The sequence below is a fragment of the Paraburkholderia sp. GW821-FHT02A12 genome, assembly GCF_059422005.1.
Genome location: NZ_JBWKWA010000002.1, coordinates 2,012,015 through 2,027,329, shown reverse-complemented (window position 1 = coordinate 2,027,329; position 15,315 = coordinate 2,012,015). Strand labels below are relative to the sequence as shown.

13 protein-coding genes are annotated in these 15,315 nt (G+C 60.9%); 9 read left to right on the top strand and 4 right to left on the bottom strand.

Going from position 1 to position 15,315, the window contains the following annotated elements; translation table 11 throughout:
* Positions 1 to 14: 14 nt before the first annotated feature.
* The gene (locus AC07WT_RS30480; protein WP_494949833.1) at positions 15 to 986 is read right to left on the bottom strand and encodes a dipeptidase; all 972 of its coding nucleotides are present in this window, start codon (positions 984 to 986) and stop codon (positions 15 to 17) included.
* 18 nt (positions 987 to 1,004) lie between these two features.
* Entirely contained in the window at positions 1,005 to 2,279 is a 1,275-nt protein-coding gene (locus AC07WT_RS30475) for a serine hydroxymethyltransferase (RefSeq protein ID WP_494949832.1), read from the bottom strand.
* Between the two features lie 420 nt (positions 2,280 to 2,699).
* Here AC07WT_RS30475 and AC07WT_RS30470 point away from each other — a divergent pair, with 420 nt between their 5' ends.
* Positions 2,700 to 3,695, top strand: a complete 996-nt coding sequence (locus AC07WT_RS30470; protein WP_494949831.1) for a GlxA family transcriptional regulator — start codon at positions 2,700 to 2,702, stop codon at positions 3,693 to 3,695.
* A 109-nt stretch (positions 3,696 to 3,804) separates the two neighbouring features.
* Here AC07WT_RS30470 and fdhA read toward each other — a convergent pair whose 3' ends face one another.
* Complete coding sequence (fdhA, locus tag AC07WT_RS30465) at positions 3,805 to 5,004, bottom strand: formaldehyde dehydrogenase, glutathione-independent (protein WP_494949830.1); 1,200 nt, start codon at positions 5,002 to 5,004, stop codon at positions 3,805 to 3,807.
* Positions 5,005 to 5,257: 253 nt separating this feature from the next.
* On the opposite strand from fdhA, the gene betI reads away from it, so the two are divergent.
* Genes betI through betA form a run of 3 tightly spaced genes read left to right on the top strand, consistent with a single transcriptional unit; the run spans position 5,258 to position 9,039 of the window.
* Positions 5,258 to 5,845: a transcriptional regulator BetI gene (gene betI / locus AC07WT_RS30460; protein WP_494949829.1), complete on the top strand. Its 588-nt coding sequence runs from the start codon at positions 5,258 to 5,260 to the stop codon at positions 5,843 to 5,845.
* A gap of 26 nt (positions 5,846 to 5,871) precedes the next feature.
* Positions 5,872 to 7,341 (top strand): betaine-aldehyde dehydrogenase, encoded by a 1,470-nt coding sequence (gene betB / locus AC07WT_RS30455; protein WP_494949828.1) that lies wholly within the window; start codon positions 5,872 to 5,874, stop codon positions 7,339 to 7,341.
* Positions 7,342 to 7,353: 12 nt separating this feature from the next.
* Positions 7,354 to 9,039 carry a choline dehydrogenase gene (gene betA / locus AC07WT_RS30450; RefSeq protein ID WP_494949827.1) on the top strand — a complete coding sequence of 562 codons (1,686 nt, stop codon included), beginning with the start codon at positions 7,354 to 7,356 and terminating at the stop codon, positions 9,037 to 9,039.
* A gap of 82 nt (positions 9,040 to 9,121) precedes the next feature.
* On the opposite strand, the gene AC07WT_RS30445 is transcribed toward betA, so the two are convergent.
* Positions 9,122 to 10,540 (bottom strand): MFS transporter, encoded by a 1,419-nt coding sequence (locus tag AC07WT_RS30445; protein ID WP_494949826.1) that lies wholly within the window; start codon positions 10,538 to 10,540, stop codon positions 9,122 to 9,124.
* A gap of 203 nt (positions 10,541 to 10,743) precedes the next feature.
* On the opposite strand from AC07WT_RS30445, the gene AC07WT_RS30440 reads away from it, so the two are divergent.
* The 5 genes from AC07WT_RS30440 to AC07WT_RS30420 all read left to right on the top strand — a co-directional run bounded on the left by AC07WT_RS30440 (position 10,744) and on the right by AC07WT_RS30420 (position 15,306).
* Positions 10,744 to 11,079: a hypothetical protein gene (locus tag AC07WT_RS30440; protein ID WP_494949825.1), complete on the top strand. Its 336-nt coding sequence runs from the start codon at positions 10,744 to 10,746 to the stop codon at positions 11,077 to 11,079.
* A gap of 139 nt (positions 11,080 to 11,218) precedes the next feature.
* Entirely contained in the window at positions 11,219 to 11,959 is a 741-nt protein-coding gene (locus tag AC07WT_RS30435) for a DNA alkylation repair protein (protein WP_494949824.1), read from the top strand.
* 25 nt (positions 11,960 to 11,984) lie between these two features.
* Positions 11,985 to 12,869, top strand: a complete 885-nt coding sequence (locus AC07WT_RS30430; RefSeq protein ID WP_494949823.1) for an N-acyl amino acid synthase FeeM domain-containing protein — start codon at positions 11,985 to 11,987, stop codon at positions 12,867 to 12,869.
* A gap of 149 nt (positions 12,870 to 13,018) precedes the next feature.
* A complete protein-coding gene (locus AC07WT_RS30425; RefSeq protein ID WP_494949822.1) occupies positions 13,019 to 13,720 on the top strand; it encodes a class I SAM-dependent methyltransferase in 702 nt (233 codons plus the stop codon).
* A gap of 11 nt (positions 13,721 to 13,731) precedes the next feature.
* Positions 13,732 to 15,306: an FAD-binding oxidoreductase gene (locus AC07WT_RS30420; RefSeq protein WP_494949821.1), complete on the top strand. Its 1,575-nt coding sequence runs from the start codon at positions 13,732 to 13,734 to the stop codon at positions 15,304 to 15,306.
* Positions 15,307 to 15,315 lie beyond the last annotated feature (9 nt).

Genomic DNA, 15,315 nt, shown 5'->3' with positions numbered 1-15,315 from the left:
CGAACGCGTGAAGGTCACACCTTCCACACTTCACCGAACACTCGAACCCAGTTTTCGCCCATGATCTTCCTGATGCGCGTCTCGCTCCAGCCGGCGCGCTCCATCGCGGCCGTCAGGTTCGGAAACTCGCCGATCGTGCGGATGCCTTCCGGATTCACAACCTTGCCGAAGTTCGTCAGCTGGCGATAACGGCCTTTGTCGTGCGTGATCCAGTCGAAAAATTCGGTGCTATAGCCTTGCGTGAAGTCCGTGCCGATGCCGACCTGGTCTTCGCCGATCAGATCGACCACGTATTCGATCGCCTCGAGATAGTCCTCGACGGTCGCGTCCGGGCCGCGCTTCAGGAACGGTGCGAACATCGTCACGCCGACGAAACCGCCTGCATCGGCGATCTCTTTCAGTTGTTCATCGGTCTTGTTGCGCGGATGCTCTTTCAGACCCGATGGGCAGCAATGCGAGTAGCACACCGGCTTCTTCGAAGCGGCGATCGCTTCCGACGAGGTCTTGCCGCCCACGTGCGAGAGGTCGACCATGATGCCGACGCGGTTCATCTCCTGGATCACCTCGCGCCCGTAACCCGAGAGCCCGCCGTCGCGCTCATAACAGCCGGTGCCGACCAGATTCTGCGTGTTGTAGCAAAGCTGGACCACGTTCACGCCGAGGTCCTTGAAGGCTTCGATATAGCCGAGGTTGTCTTCGAACGCGTGCGCGTTCTGGAAGCCGAAGATGATGCCGGTCTTGTTCTCTTTCTTCGCGCGGAAGATGTCGTCGGTGGTGCGCACGAGCGTGAGAATCTCGCCGTACTCGCGAATCTGCTGCTTCATCTCGGCGATGTTGTCGACGGTCTTCTGGAAGCTTTCCCAGACCGACACCGTGCAGTTCACCGCGGTCACGCCGCCCTTGCGCATGTCTTCGAACACCGAGCGCTCGAACTTCGAAATGTTCAGACCGTCGATGATGATGCTGTTCTCGTGCAGGTTGCTCATTGTTTGCTCCAGGCGTTCTCAGTAGATGGGGAAGCGTTCGCACAGCGCGAAAATCTCGCAGCGCACACGTTGTTCGATGGCGGCGTGGCCTTCCGGCTGGTCGCGCAGCGCGTCGAGCACTTCGACGATCAGGCGTCCCACTTCGCGGAACTCGGCGACGCCGAAGCCGCGCGTGGTGCCGGCCGGCGTGCCGAGGCGAATACCGGACGTGACGGTGGGCTTTTCGGTGTCGAACGGAATGCCGTTCTTGTTGCAGGTGATGCCCGCGCGTTCCAGCGCCTGCTCGACCTGATTGCCCTTCAGCCCCTTCGGGCGCAGATCGACCAGCAGCAGATGGTTGTCGGTACCACCCGTCACGAGATCGACGCCGCCGGCCTTCAGCACTTCACCGAGCGCCTGCGCGTTGGCAAGCACGCTGTCGATGTAGGTCTTGAAACCCGGCTGCAACGCCTCGCCGAACGCGACCGCCTTGCCGGCGATCACATGCATCAGCGGGCCGCCCTGCAAGCCGGGGAACACCGCCGAGTTGATCTTCTTCGCGATCTCTTCGTCATTCGTCAGAACAAAGCCGCCGCGCGGACCGCGCAGCGTCTTGTGCGTGGTGGACGTGACGACGTGCGCGTGCTCGACCGGATTCTGATGACGCCCCGCCGCGATCACGCCGGCGATGTGCGCCATGTCCACCATCAGCTTTGCGCCTACGCCGTCGGCGATCGCGCGCAGCCGTGCGAAATCCAGCGCGCGCGGATAGGCGGAAAAGCCCGCGATCAGCAGCGCCGGTTTGTGCTGCTGCGCGAGTTCCTCGATTTGCTCGTAATCGATCAGCATCGTGTCGCGATTGACGCCGTACTGCACCGCGTTGAACCATTTGCCCGACAGCGCCGGCTTTGCGCCGTGGGTCAGATGGCCGCCGGCGTCGAGCGACATGCCGAGCACCGTATCGCCGGGCTTGACCAGTGCGAGCATCACCGCGCCGTTCGCCTGCGCGCCCGAATGCGGCTGGACGTTGGCGAACTTCGCGTTGAACAGCTGCTTGATCCGGTCGAGCGCCAGCGACTCGACCACGTCGACGTATTCGCAGCCGCCGTAATAGCGTTTGCCCGGATACCCTTCCGCATATTTGTTGGTCAGCACCGAGCCCTGCGCTTCGAGCACCGCGCGCGACACGATGTTTTCCGACGCGATCAATTCGACTTGCGACTGCTGGCGCTCCAGCTCTTTCAAAATAGCGCCGCGCACCGACGCGTCGCGCGCGGCCAGCGATTCTTCAAAGAAAGCATTCGAGTTCGGCATGGAAGGTCCGTGAGTTCAGTAAACGAGCGTTGACGGGTGCCGGAAGCGGCCCTGAAGGCCCGCCAGTACCGGTCTGCATTGCGTCTATTCTTGACGCTCGCCCCGCGCGTCAATTTATGAATTCAGACGCGTTCTTTGCCTTTTCCGCCATGCGCTACCTTTTTCCACAAGTAGGCCGGTTCGCGTCCAGGGCGCCGAAGAGATTGCTGCACTGCAGCTGAACTTAGTGCGCTGTTCGGGTGCGTCTGCGGGCAGTCGCGGCTCCGTTCTGGTGCCGGTTGTGTGCAGCTATCCAACCTTACTGGTGGTTACCGAGGGTTTAGCCTGATGGCACGGTAGTTGCGCTAGTCCTCAAAATCACAACGTTCGCCGCTCCCCACGGCGACGCGACATTACAGATTCGAAGGAATCATTTCCCCCATGCCCACCGATCGCACTGCGTCGCTGTCGCACTTCGCGTTCATGCCCGTTCCGAACTTCACGATGATCGCGTTCATCAATGCGATCGAAGTGCTGCGCATGGCGAACTACCTCTCGGGACAGACGCTCTATCGCTGGTCGATCGTGAGTCCCGAAGGCGGGCCGGTGATGGCGAGCAACGGCCTCGCGGTCGACACCGGCCCGGTCGAATGCGTCGGACAGCCCGATATCGTGTTCGTGGTCGGCGGCATCGACGTGCAGCGCGCCACCACGCCCGCCCATCTTTCCGCGTTGCGCCGCTTCGCCCGCATGGGCAGCGTGCTCGGCAGCCTGTGCACCGGCACTTATGCGCTCGCGCGCGCCGGGTTGCTGGCCGGCTACGCGTGTGCGATTCACTGGGAGAACATGTCGGCGCTGAAGGAGGAGTTTCCCGACACGCGCTTTCTCAAGGAACTGTTCGTGATCGATCGCGATCGCGTCACCTGCACTGGCGGCGTTGCGCCGCTCGACATGATGCTGAATCTGATTGCCCCGCGCGTGGGCACGGCGCGCGTCACGCAGATCGCGGAGCAGTTCATCGTCGAACATGTGCGCGATACCAGCGCGCAACAGAAAATGCCGCTGGTGGCGCGGCTCGGCTCGGCCAACAAGTCGCTCTTCGAAGTGATCTCGCTGATGGAGAACAATATCGAGGAGCCGCTTTCACGCGAAGAACTCGCGCGGCTGGCGGGCATGTCGCAGCGGCAATTGCAGCGCCTCTTCCGCGAGCATCTCGGCATGACGCCGACGCATTACTACCTGACCTTGCGGCTGCGGCGCGCCCGCGAATTGCTGCTGCAGACCGACATGTCGATCATGCACATCACGATGGCCTGCGGCTTTCAGTCGGCCTGCCACTTCTCGAAGAGCTATCGCGACACGTTCGGCACCGCGCCGACGCGCGAGCGCCGCAAGCAGGCGCCTTCCCTCGCTTCGCCGCCGGTCATGGCGGCGTGAATTCAGGCCGCTGGGCGCGGCCTGCTTCGTGTTGCAGTCGCGCCGTGCATGCGCCGAGCAGTAAAGCACCCGGCCCGATTCCACTCAACGCATGCACAATGATGCTGCGTCAGGCCGCCTTCAACAGCCCATGCGGATCGAGAACAAACTTCCTCGGTGCGCCGCCGTCGAACTGCCGGTAACCTTCGGGCGCTTCGTCGAGCGACATGACGGTCACGTTCACGATGTCCGCAATCGGCAGACGGTCCCACAAAATGGCCTGCATCAGGCTGTGGTTGTACTTCATCACCGGCGTCTGTCCGGTATGGAACGAGTGTGACTTGGCCCAGCCGAGCCCGAAGCGGATGCTCAGGCTGCCCTTGCGCGCGGCGGCATCGGCGGAACCCGGGTCATCCGTCACGTAGAGGCCCGGAATGCCAATCGCACCGGCAGCCCGCGTGATTTCCATCAGCGAATTGAGGACCGTGGCCGGCGCTTCCTCGTGCTGGCCGCTGCTGCCGTGGCCATGCGCTTCGAAGCCGACGCAGTCCACCGCGCAATCCACCTCGGGCTTGCCCAGGATCTGTTCGATCTGCTCGCCCAGCGTGGCGTCCTTCGATAGGTCGATGGTCTGGAAACCCATCTTGCGAGCATGCGCGAGACGCGCCTCGTTCATGTCGCCGACGATCGTGCACGCCGCGCCGAGCAGGCGCGCCGACGCGGCGGCGGCCATCCCCACCGGCCCGGCGCCCGCAATGTACACCGTGGCGCCGGGTTTGACGCCTGCCATCACGGCGCCGTGATAACCGGTTGGCAGAATGTCGGACAGGCACGTGAGATCGCGGATCCTGGCCATCGCCTGCTCGCGGTCGGGAAACTTCAGCAGATTGAAATCGGCGTACGGCACCATTACGTACTCGGCTTGGCCGCCGATCCAGCCGCCCATGTCAACATAACCATAAGCACCGCCCGCCCGCGCCGGATTCACGTTCAGACACACGCCGGTATGCTGCGCCTTGCAGGTCGGGCAGCGCCCGCAGGCGACGTTGAACGGCACCGACACCAGGTCGCCGATCTTCAGCGTTTCGACGTCGCGGCCGATCTCGATCACCTCGCCGGTAATCTCGTGGCCGAGCACGAGGCCGACTTCGGCAGTAGTGCGGCCGCGCACCATATGCTGGTCGGAGCCGCAGATATTCGTGCTCACCACCTTCAGGATCACGCCGTGGCCGATTGCCCGGCCACGCGGATCGACCATCTTCGGATAGTCGATCGACTGAACCTCCACTTTGCCCTGCCCCAGATACACGACGCCGCGATTGCTGCTCATTTGTCTGTCTCCATGTCTTGTGAGCGGCGCGCCTGATCCGTTCCCGCGCACCGTTCAACGAGCGTAGCGCCCGCTGCGGCAAACCACATATATCGAACGCGACATCGGTTTGACCGGAACCGACATACGAGGCGCGACCCTCGCGCACGCTGATGCAACCCGTTTTTTATTGATTGACCGTTCAATATAAAAAACCTAACATGCGCCATCGCCCTCTGTCCGACCCATTGCCCCGTCTATAACCGATCGAGCCATGCCCAAACTCGGAATGCGCGAAATCCGCCGCGCGCAGCTGATTGACGCAACACTGCTGACCATCGATCAGGCGGGTCTCGCCGGCGCGACGCTTGCCTCGGTCGCGCGGCGCGCGAGCATTTCCACTGGCATCGTCAGCCACTATTTCGGCGACAAGGACGGCTTGCTCGAAGCCACCATGCGCCACGTGCTGCGCGATCTGTGGCAGGCCACGTCGCGCCGGCGCCGCACTGCGAAGGCGGACCCGCGCTCGAAACTGCGCGCCGTCGTCGCTGCAAATTTCGATGCGGAGCAGACCAACGGCCCGGTGATGAAAACGTGGCTCGCGTTCTGGTCTGAGAGCATGCACAAGCCGCGACTGCGCCGCCTGCAACACGTCAACACGCGCCGTCTGAACTCGAATCTGTGCGCAGATTTTTCGAAGGCACTGCCGCGCCCCGCGGCGCGTCGCGCGGCCAGCGGTCTGGCGGCGCTGATCGACGGACTGTGGTTGCGCGGCGCGCTGTCCGGCGCGCCGTTCGACACCAAAGCAGCGCTGCGCGTGGCCAACGACTACATCGACCTGGTTCTCTCAGCACACCACTGAATTTTTCTTATCGGAAGGAGCACGCCATGCCGGCATTCGCAATGCAACGTCTCTATATAGGCGGCGCCTACGTCGACGCGACAGGCGGCGAAACCTTCGACACGCTCGACCCCGCCACCGGCGAAACGCTCGCGACGGTGCAGCAGGCTTCGGCGGCCGACATCGATCGCGCGGTGCAATCGGCGCGCGACGGTCAGCGCGTATGGGCCGCGTTGACCGCCATGCAGCGTTCGCGCATCCTGCGCCGCGCCGTGGAGTTGCTGCGCGAGCGCAACGACGAACTCGCCGCGCTCGAAACGCGCGACACCGGTAAGCCGATCGGCGAAACCCAAGCGGTCGATATCGTCACCGGTGCGGACGTGATCGAGTACTACGCGGGGCTCGCCACCGCTATCGAAGGGCAGCAGATTCCATTGCGGCCGTCGTCGTTTGTTTATACGCGGCGCGAACCGCTCGGCGTATGCGCAGGCATCGGCGCATGGAATTACCCGATCCAGATCGCCTGCTGGAAATCGGCGCCCGCGCTGGCGGCCGGCAACGCGATGATCTTCAAGCCGAGCGAAATCACGCCGCTGTCCGCGCTGAAACTCGCGGAGATTTATACCGAAGCCGGCGTGCCGGCGGGCGTGTTCAACGTCGTCCAGGGCGACGGGCGCGTCGGCGCGATGCTCGCCGCGCATCCGGACATCGAGAAGATTTCGTTTACCGGCGGTGTCGAAACGGGCAAGAAAGTGATGTCGCTCGCGGGCGCGTCGTCGCTGAAGGAAGTGACGATGGAACTGGGCGGCAAGTCGCCATTGCTGGTGTTCGACGACGCCAACCTCGAACGCGCCGCCGACATCGCGATGAGCGCCAACTTCTTCAGCTCCGGCCAGGTCTGCACCAACGGCACGCGCGTGTTCGTGCAGCGCAGCGTGCTGGCGCGATTCGAAGCGCTGGTGCTGGAACGTGTGAAGCGGATTCGCGTAGGCGCGCCCACCGACGCGGACACCAACTTCGGCCCGCTCGCGAGCGCCGCGCAATTGCAGAAGGTGCTCGGCTACATCGAAAGCGGCGTACAGGAAGGCGCGCGGCTGGTTGCGGGCGGCAAGCGTATCGTCGAAGGCCACTTCGGCAACGGCCAATACGTCGAACCGACGGTTTTCACCGGCTGTCATGACGACATGCGCATCGTGCGCGAAGAAATCTTCGGTCCGGTCATGAGCATCCTCGTGTTCGACGACGAAGACGAAGCGATCGAACGCGCCAATCGCACGGCCTACGGTCTCGCCGCCGGTGTCGTGACCGAGAGCCTGGCGCGTGCGCATCGCGTGATTCATCAGCTCGAAGCCGGCATTTGCTGGATCAACACGTGGGGCGAATCGCCCGCGGAAATGCCGGTGGGCGGCTACAAGCAATCGGGCGTCGGCCGCGAAAACGGCATCACGACGCTCGAACACTACACGCGCATCAAGTCCGTGCAGGTCGAACTCGGCCCGTATCAACCGGTGTTCTAAGGAGTCGCGGCGATGGCCTCGAACGAATACGACTACATCATCGTGGGCGCGGGTTCAGCGGGCAACGTGCTCGCTGCGCGCCTGACCGAAGACGCGGACGTGACCGTGCTGCTGCTCGAAGCAGGCGGCCCCGACTACCGCTTCGACTTTCGCACGCAGATGCCCGCGGCGCTCGCGTATCCGCTGCAAGGACGCCGCTACAACTGGGCGTACGAAACGGACCCCGAACCGCACATGAACAACCGGCGCATGGAATGCGGCCGCGGCAAGGGGCTCGGCGGTTCGTCGCTGATCAACGGCATGTGCTACATCCGCGGCAATGCGCTCGACTACGACGGATGGGCCGAGCGCCAGGGTCTGGAAAACTGGACCTATCTGGATTGCCTGCCGTACTTCCGCAAGGCCGAAACGCGCGACGCGGGTGCGAACGCCTATCACGGCGGCGATGGCCCGGTGCACGTGACGACGAGCAAGCCCGGCAACAACCCGCTCTTCGCCGCGATGGTCGAAGCCGGCGTGCAGGCGGGCTTTCCGCGCACCGAGGATCTGAACGGCTATCAGCAGGAAGGCTTCGGCCCGATGGATCGCACGGTCACCGCGAACGGCCGGCGCTCAAGCACGGCGCGCGGCTATCTGGATCGCGCGAAAACGCGGGCGAATCTGAGCATCGTCACGCACGCCGTGACCGACCGCGTGCTGTTCTCGGGCAAGCGGGCGACCGGCGTCGCGTATTTGCACCATGGCAACACAGTCACCGCGCAGGCGCGCCGCGAAGTACTGGTGTGCAGCGGCGCGATCGCGTCGCCGCAACTGCTGCAACGCTCGGGCGTGGGCCGCTCGACATGGCTGCGCGAGCTCGACATTCCGCTGGTGCACGATCTGCCCGGCGTCGGCGAGAACCTCCAGGACCATCTGGAGATGTACATCCAGTACGAATGCAAGGAGCCGGTGTCGCTCTATCCCGCGTTGCAGTGGTGGAATCAACCTGCGATCGGACTCGAGTGGATGCTGAAAGGAACCGGTATCGGCGCGAGCAACCAGTTCGAAGCGGGCGGCTTCATCCGCACTCGCGACGACGATCTGTGGCCGAACATCCAGTATCACTTCCTGCCGGTCGCGATCAATTACAACGGTTCGAACGCGATCAGGATGCACGGCTTCCAGGCGCACGTCGGGTCGATGCGCTCGCCGAGCCGCGGCCGTGTGAAACTCACGTCGCGCGATCCGGGCGCGCATCCGGGCATCCTGTTCAACTACATGTCCGATCCGCTCGACTGGCGCGAATTCCGCGACGCGATCCGCGTCACGCGCGAGATCATGCGCCAGCCGGCGCTCGACCATTATCGGGGCCGCGAGCTGAATCCCGGCGCCGGGTTGACGAGCGACGAGCAGCTCGACGCCTTCGTGCGCATGCGGGCGGAGACGGCGTTTCATCCGTCGTGCTCGTGCAAGATGGGCTATGACGAGATGGCCGTCGTCGACAACGAGGGCCGCGTGCATGGGCTCGAAGCGCTGCGCGTCGTCGATGCGTCGATCATGCCGCAGATCACGACCGGCAATCTGAATGCGCCGACCATCATGCTCGCCGAGAAGATCGCCGATCGGATTCGCGGACGGGAAGCACTGGCGCGGGTGGATACGCCCTACTTCGTCGCGAATGGAGCGCCTGCAAGGAAGCGGGCGGCGGCTGTGGTGTGAGCCACGCCGCCCTTGTCGCCGAGGCAAACCCAATGGAAAAGCCGCGAAACATTCGCGGCTTTTTTGTTTATCGGCCCACTGCTCAATCCCGAACCGGACTCAATACGCCGCGCGCATCCGCTTCGACCGCTTCTGACACCAGCGTCTCGAGCGCCAACCCACGCGTCTCGATGCCGAGTATCCACACCGCTGCCGCAGCGATCGCGAAACACATTGCGCCCAGCGAGAACACGCCGCCCTGGCCGAACGTCGGCAGCACGACGCCTACCACATAGGGGCCGATCAGCGATCCCACGCGGCCGATCGCCGATGCGAACCCCGACCCAGTCGCCCGTGCACCGGTGCCATAAAGCTCCGGTGTGTAGGTGTACAGCACGGCCCACATCGCGAACAGAAAGAACTGCATGGCCAATCCCGCGCAGATCAGCAGCGTAGGCGTTTGCGCGTGCAGCGCGGTCTGCCCGTAGACATAGGCCATGACCGCGCTGCCGGCGAGAGACGCGATACACGTCGGCTTACGGCCCCAACGTTCGACCAGCCACGCGGCGCACAGAAAACCAGGAATGCCGCCGAGCGAAATCAGCACCGTGTAGAGCACCGATTTCGTCACCGCAAAACCCGCTTGTTGCATCAACGCGCCGAGCCACGACGTCAGCCCGTAGAAACCGAGCAACGCGAAGAACCACAGCGTCCACACCATGATCGTGCGGCGCCGGTAGGCCATACTCCAGATTTCGCGGAACGCGCCCTGGCCTTTCGCGGCCGGCGGTTTTTGCAGCATCACGGGCGCACGCAACTGCGTCAGACCCGCGGCTTTCATCACCTTCGCCTCGACCTCGGCGAGAACCTTGTCCGCTTCGGCGATGCGTCCGCGATGTTCGAGCCAGCGCGGCGATTCGGGCACGACGCGGCGCACGATCAGCACGAACACGGCGGGAATCGCGAGTAGCGCGAACTCGGTGCGCCAGCCGAACTGCGGCAGCACGAAATACGACACCACGCCCGCCGTGATGAAACCCAGCGGCCAGAAGCCGTCCATCAGCGCGATCAATCTTCCGCGCGAGGCTGCCGGTACGAATTCGGAGAGCAAGGTCTGGGCGATCGGAAATTCCATACCCATGCCCAAACCCAGCAGCACGCGATAAAAGATCAGCGCGTCGACGCTCTGCGCGGTCGAGCACAGATACGACGCGAGCCCCCACAGCACCATGCTCCACTGAAACACCGGACGCCGCCCGAAACGATCGGCGAGCAATCCGGCGATCGCCGCGCCGATCACCATGCCGAAGAAACTCGAACTCGCCACCAGACCTGCCGTCGCGCTCGACAAGCCGAATTCGGTTTTGATCGAGCCGAGCACGAAGGTCATCGTGCCGAGGTCGACCGAATCGAAAAAGAACGCGATGGCAATGATGATGAAGATGGTCCGGTGATAACCGGAGAACGGCAGTCGTTCGAGTCTGGCGGCAGCGCTCGCGCGAGGCTGAAAAGCGGTGGACATGTCATCCCCTAGTTGATGCGGCGGCTGCCGCGTGGGTGTTCGATCAGTGCGTTTTCAGTAGACGCCGACATAAATCGGCCACATAGAAGAAATACGTCAACCGGATGGAACGGGGGCGTCGTCTCTCATGGATGTGGCACCCAGGCTAAGGGACGAGAGTCAGCGACGAAGCCGCGCCGGCGCGGCGCTGACAATGCGCGAGCGTGGACACGGCCATTCCTGCTGGCCTCGACGTTTTTAATTCCTGTTTGGCGTTTTTGGATCGAAAAAACATGAATCATATTTTCAGGATAAAAATTAACTTCCCTAAGCATCCAATTTTCTGGTGCTTTGCAAAAGTTAATCTCAAAAAAGCCAAAAAAAGCATAGCCCACCCTATTGACAAGCAGCACAATATCAAACCCGTCGGCTCAACAAAATTTCACACTTTTTCGCTTGACTTAACCTTACACAAACATTACATTAGTTATGCGGATGCAATGAAAATAAACACCATATTGATAATTATCATCTCCAGTCAGCATAGGCAATTTCTTTGAAAATAAAAAATATCACCAATAAAAACCATTTATCGCCTAACCGTCACTACGAAACATAATCTGCATTTAATTTTATTAATCTACGTAAAAACGATAACAAACGTAATCATTGGAAATCAGGCTAGTTGAGGAGAGGAGCGTGACAATTGCTTTGCAGAGAATCGGTGAATTGAGTTGTGGAGACAGCGAGAGCCGGACGCTTGCGGAGATTCTTGCCATCGACTTCAACATGCTGATAACGGGCCTTAATTTACTCGACCCGGCGGGGACGACGGCGTTGCCGCAGCTTGGACACATCGGTATCGCTCAGCGCATGCGAACGGCTGCTGCCCACCTGGTCCACTACGCTGACGAGTCCGCAGTACGGGCTCTCGCTCACCATCGAAGCGACACGGTCCGCGGTATCGCCGCTTTTGCGATCGCGCAATTGAGCAAAGGGATGGGTGTCCCGGCGCTCCTGTCGCTGATCGAGCACTTTGCTAACGACCACCATTTCGGCGTGCGGGAATGGGCCTGGATGGCTGTGAGGGACGATCTCGTGGCGGCTCTCGACGAGTCAATTGAGGCGCTCGTCGTGTGGACCTCGTCGCCCCAGCCCTATATCCGACGCTTCGCGATTGAGGTACTGCGCCCCCGTGGGGTATGGGCCAAGCATATTGCTTTGCTCCGGGCGCAGCCTGAGCGCGGAATGCCTCTTCTCAATCCGTTGAAGCGTGAGCGCGAAAAATACGTCCAGGATTCAGTCGCCAACTGGCTGAACGACGCAGCCAAAGACCATCCAACCTGGGTACTCGCCGTATGCGAGCGTTGGCTAGAGGAATGCGGCGCAGACAGCGCGACCCTGCGTATCTGTACACGTGCCCGACGCTCACTGAAATGAAACCGTCCAGAACCAGGCCCCGACCATGAGCGACAAGCTTAACCGCAAAACGATGTTCAACCTGATGCCAGGCCGACTCATGCGCGAGATGGTTGTGCGCAAGCTTGCCCGCCTCGACCTTGGTTTTCAGGAGGTTAGCTTCAAGATTGCCTCCTCCTCTGCGGAAATCGCCAAGGCAATCAATCTCGTAGACGATTGTTGTGTCGCCCGGGGCATCCTCGATCGAGAGCAAAAGTGGGTATCGACCCATACTCTTTTACCGACCACCACCGTGTTCGTCGCATTGCACGGCGATGAGGTGATAGGAACGGTATCTCTAATCGAGGAATCACCGCTCGGTTTTCCAATGGAAGAAGTTCACCCGGAAGTGCTGCAATTCCGCAGCACTCTCCGGGGTAGCGCGGAGGTAGGCGGCTTGGCGACTGCGGCTCACTATCGCCGCAGCGGCCTCTCAATCATGTTGTATAACATGCTATATCGGTGGGCCCGGTATTATCGCAACATCGACGATCTTCTTATTGCCGTCCATCCTTCTTCAGAAGGATTTTATTCTAATGTTCTTCTGTTCGAAAAAATAGGACCGTCCAGACAATATAAAAAACTGCGCGGGGCCGAATCGATACCCCTGCACCTGGATATCCATGGCGTTTTGACGCGATTCAAAAGCATTTATACAAAGGCCAAGCTTCAAGGATGCCACTACGACAATCTGTACTCGTTCTTCTGCGATCCGCGCGAGGAATTTTTTAATTTCAGCGAGCACCCAGACTATCGTCCCCGTCATAGCAGCCGCGGCTGCCTCGACTCAAATCAAATTTCCAGATTACTCGAAGAGTTCCGCATTCGAATTTGCGATCTACCTGAGATAGATCGCACCACGCTTGCAAAATATTATCCGAGTCTTGCCTGAGGGACTGATATGTCTTTGCTTAATGCCATTCGCCGGGAAACATTCTCAAGGGCCGCTTTCGCCAGAATACCGGAATCTGCGTTGATCATGAGCGGTCTTGAAACGGTGCATGACTAGGTGCACTCTATGGCCCTTATCTTTATAACGCAGTGCAAATAGCCGCTCGCATTCGTCCTGGCGCAAAGGTTCTCGACCTCGGGTGTGGTTCGGGCCAGTTGCTCAATCTGGTGGCGGATTGGAATCCCACCACATGTTTCACTGGCGTCGATCTTTCTGACGACATGCTGGCCGAAGCCCGTTTGCGAGCTTCCAGTGCCGGTCTCGCAAACGTCACCTACAACAACGGTGACTTCTCCCGGCTGGATGGAATTGAATCTTGCACTTACGACGCGGTAATTTCTTCGATGGCCCTGCATCATCTGCCCGACGAAGACGCGCTGTCACGGACATTTCGTTCAATTGACCGCGTACTGAAGCCAGGCGGTGCGCTGTATTTAATGGATTTTGGGCGATTGCGCAGCGTTGAAGCTGTCGAAATTTTCGTTAGTAAAGTGCGGCAGACCGAAACGGAAATGCTCGCCATGGACTATCGCGCCAGCTTGCTTGCGGCATTTAGCCAGGCGGATTTCCTCCGCGAAGCATTGCGGTTTCGTCCGAACGAGGCGACTTTCTTTCGAACCGCAGTACCGCCACTGGTGGTGGTTGTCGCGACCCGTCCAAAGGGAAAGCTGCCAGCCACCGCGTATGCCCGGTTTCGAGAATCGTATGCGCGCCTGTCATCCCAGCGTAAGGCGGAGTTCCGCCAACTCAAGTGGTTTCTGCGCCTGGGTGGATTATCCCTATCCACTTGAGGGCATGCACTTTGGCTTACTCGATTCCCCACAGCGCATCGTTCGATCGTCTGGAAGCGGCCATCGCCCGGTGGCGCGCCACTCTTTCGCCATCGTATGTTTTAACCGGCGACTCAGCGCGCGCGGTAATGACGGATACCGACTGGCATGCGCCGCGGGACTGCGTAGTTTTAAAGCCGGCGGATCGCAACGAAGTTCGAGCGGCGTTGGCGATTGCAGCGGAAACGCGGATCCCCGTGCACCCCGTCAGCACTGGACGCAATTGGGGATATGGCAGTTGTTATCCGCCAGACAGCAGTACGCAGGTGATTCTGCATCTCGGCCGTCTCGATCGCATCATGCACTTCGACTCGCAGAAGGGGCTTGTGACATTGGAACCCGGCGTGACGCAAGGAATGCTCGCCAGATTTCTGGAACGCCAAGGTGCACGGTTCATGACGCCGACGACAGGGGCTGGTCCTGGTTGCAGTCTTATCGGCAATGCGCTCGAACGCGGCTATGGCCTGACGCCGCATGCGGACCACTTCGCCTCAGTGATGGGTCTCGAGGCAGTGTTGCCGGACGGGCAGATTTATCGTTCGCCGCTAGCGACGCGGTGCAACGCCCTCGCACCACTTGGTCACTATAAATGGGGTTGCGGTCCCTATCTCGATGGACTGTTTTCCCAAGGTGCGTTCGGGGTCGTCACAAGCATGACCATCGCGCTGGCACGACTGCCGGCGCGCGTTGAGTCGTTCTATTTCTGGATTGACCGCGACGACGGCCTCGAGGATGCAGTCAATCGGATTCAGGACTTGCTTGCCAGCGCAGGAGGTCCGATCGGCGGCATTAATCTCGTCAGCGCGGAACGCGTCAATCTCATGATTGAACAAGGTTCGCATTTGCCGCGCGCAGCCTGGGTTGGTGCAGGAGCCCTTTATGGCGATCGCAGCCAGGTGCTTGCAACGCGCAAATCGATCATCTCCCGCCTAGGGCCGGTGTCAAAGAAGGTTATGTTTCTCAATCGCGACCGCCTGAGGCTGGTTGAGCGACTTGAGCGTTTTACCTCGCCGTTTGGCCTTGTTCGCTCGTTAAGGCAACTCCTGCGCTCGACCGCTGACGTTCTCGACGTCCTCGAGGGCAAGCCGACCGAATTCGCTTTGCCGCTCGCATACGTGCCGGGTACGGAAGTGCCCGCACACGATCTCAATCCCGCGCGCGACGGCTGTGGTTTGCTCTGGTATGCCCCGATCGTTCCGATGGAGGGCACTGCCGCGCGGTGCTTTTATACACTGGCCGCGCGCATCTGTTCGCGCCACGGCTTCAAACCTGCCGTGACCTTCAGTTCGCTCTCTCCGATTGCCTTCGACAGCACGCTGCCATTGATATTTAAGCCCACGCAGGAAGGTAGCACCCGTGCGCACGCCTGCATGACCGATTTAATTCGGGAGGGCAAAGACGAAGGCTTTTATCCCTATCGTTACGGAGCCGCGTCGATGATCGAAGCGGTCTCATCGCCCGACGTGTTCTGGCGGCTGGCGACCGACTTGAAACGTACTGTTGACCCGCACGGAATCATTTCTCCGGGTCGATATCACCGGTGGTGACTGAACGTA

Bases quoted from the DNA above. Each gene is read 5' to 3' on its own strand.
- AC07WT_RS30480 (WP_494949833.1), bottom strand. From the start codon at position 986: ATGAGCAACCTGCACGAGAACAGCATCATCATCGACGGTCTGAACATT.
- AC07WT_RS30475 (WP_494949832.1), bottom strand. From the start codon at position 2,279: ATGCCGAACTCGAATGCTTTCTTTGAAGAATCGCTGGCCGCGCGCGAC.
- AC07WT_RS30470 (WP_494949831.1), top strand. From the start codon at position 2,700: ATGCCCACCGATCGCACTGCGTCGCTGTCGCACTTCGCGTTCATGCCC.
- fdhA (WP_494949830.1), bottom strand. From the start codon at position 5,004: ATGAGCAGCAATCGCGGCGTCGTGTATCTGGGGCAGGGCAAAGTGGAG.
- betI (WP_494949829.1), top strand. From the start codon at position 5,258: ATGCCCAAACTCGGAATGCGCGAAATCCGCCGCGCGCAGCTGATTGAC.
- betB (WP_494949828.1), top strand. From the start codon at position 5,872: ATGCCGGCATTCGCAATGCAACGTCTCTATATAGGCGGCGCCTACGTC.
- betA (WP_494949827.1), top strand. From the start codon at position 7,354: ATGGCCTCGAACGAATACGACTACATCATCGTGGGCGCGGGTTCAGCG.
- AC07WT_RS30445 (WP_494949826.1), bottom strand. From the start codon at position 10,540: ATGTCCACCGCTTTTCAGCCTCGCGCGAGCGCTGCCGCCAGACTCGAA.
- AC07WT_RS30430 (WP_494949823.1), top strand. From the start codon at position 11,985: ATGAGCGACAAGCTTAACCGCAAAACGATGTTCAACCTGATGCCAGGC.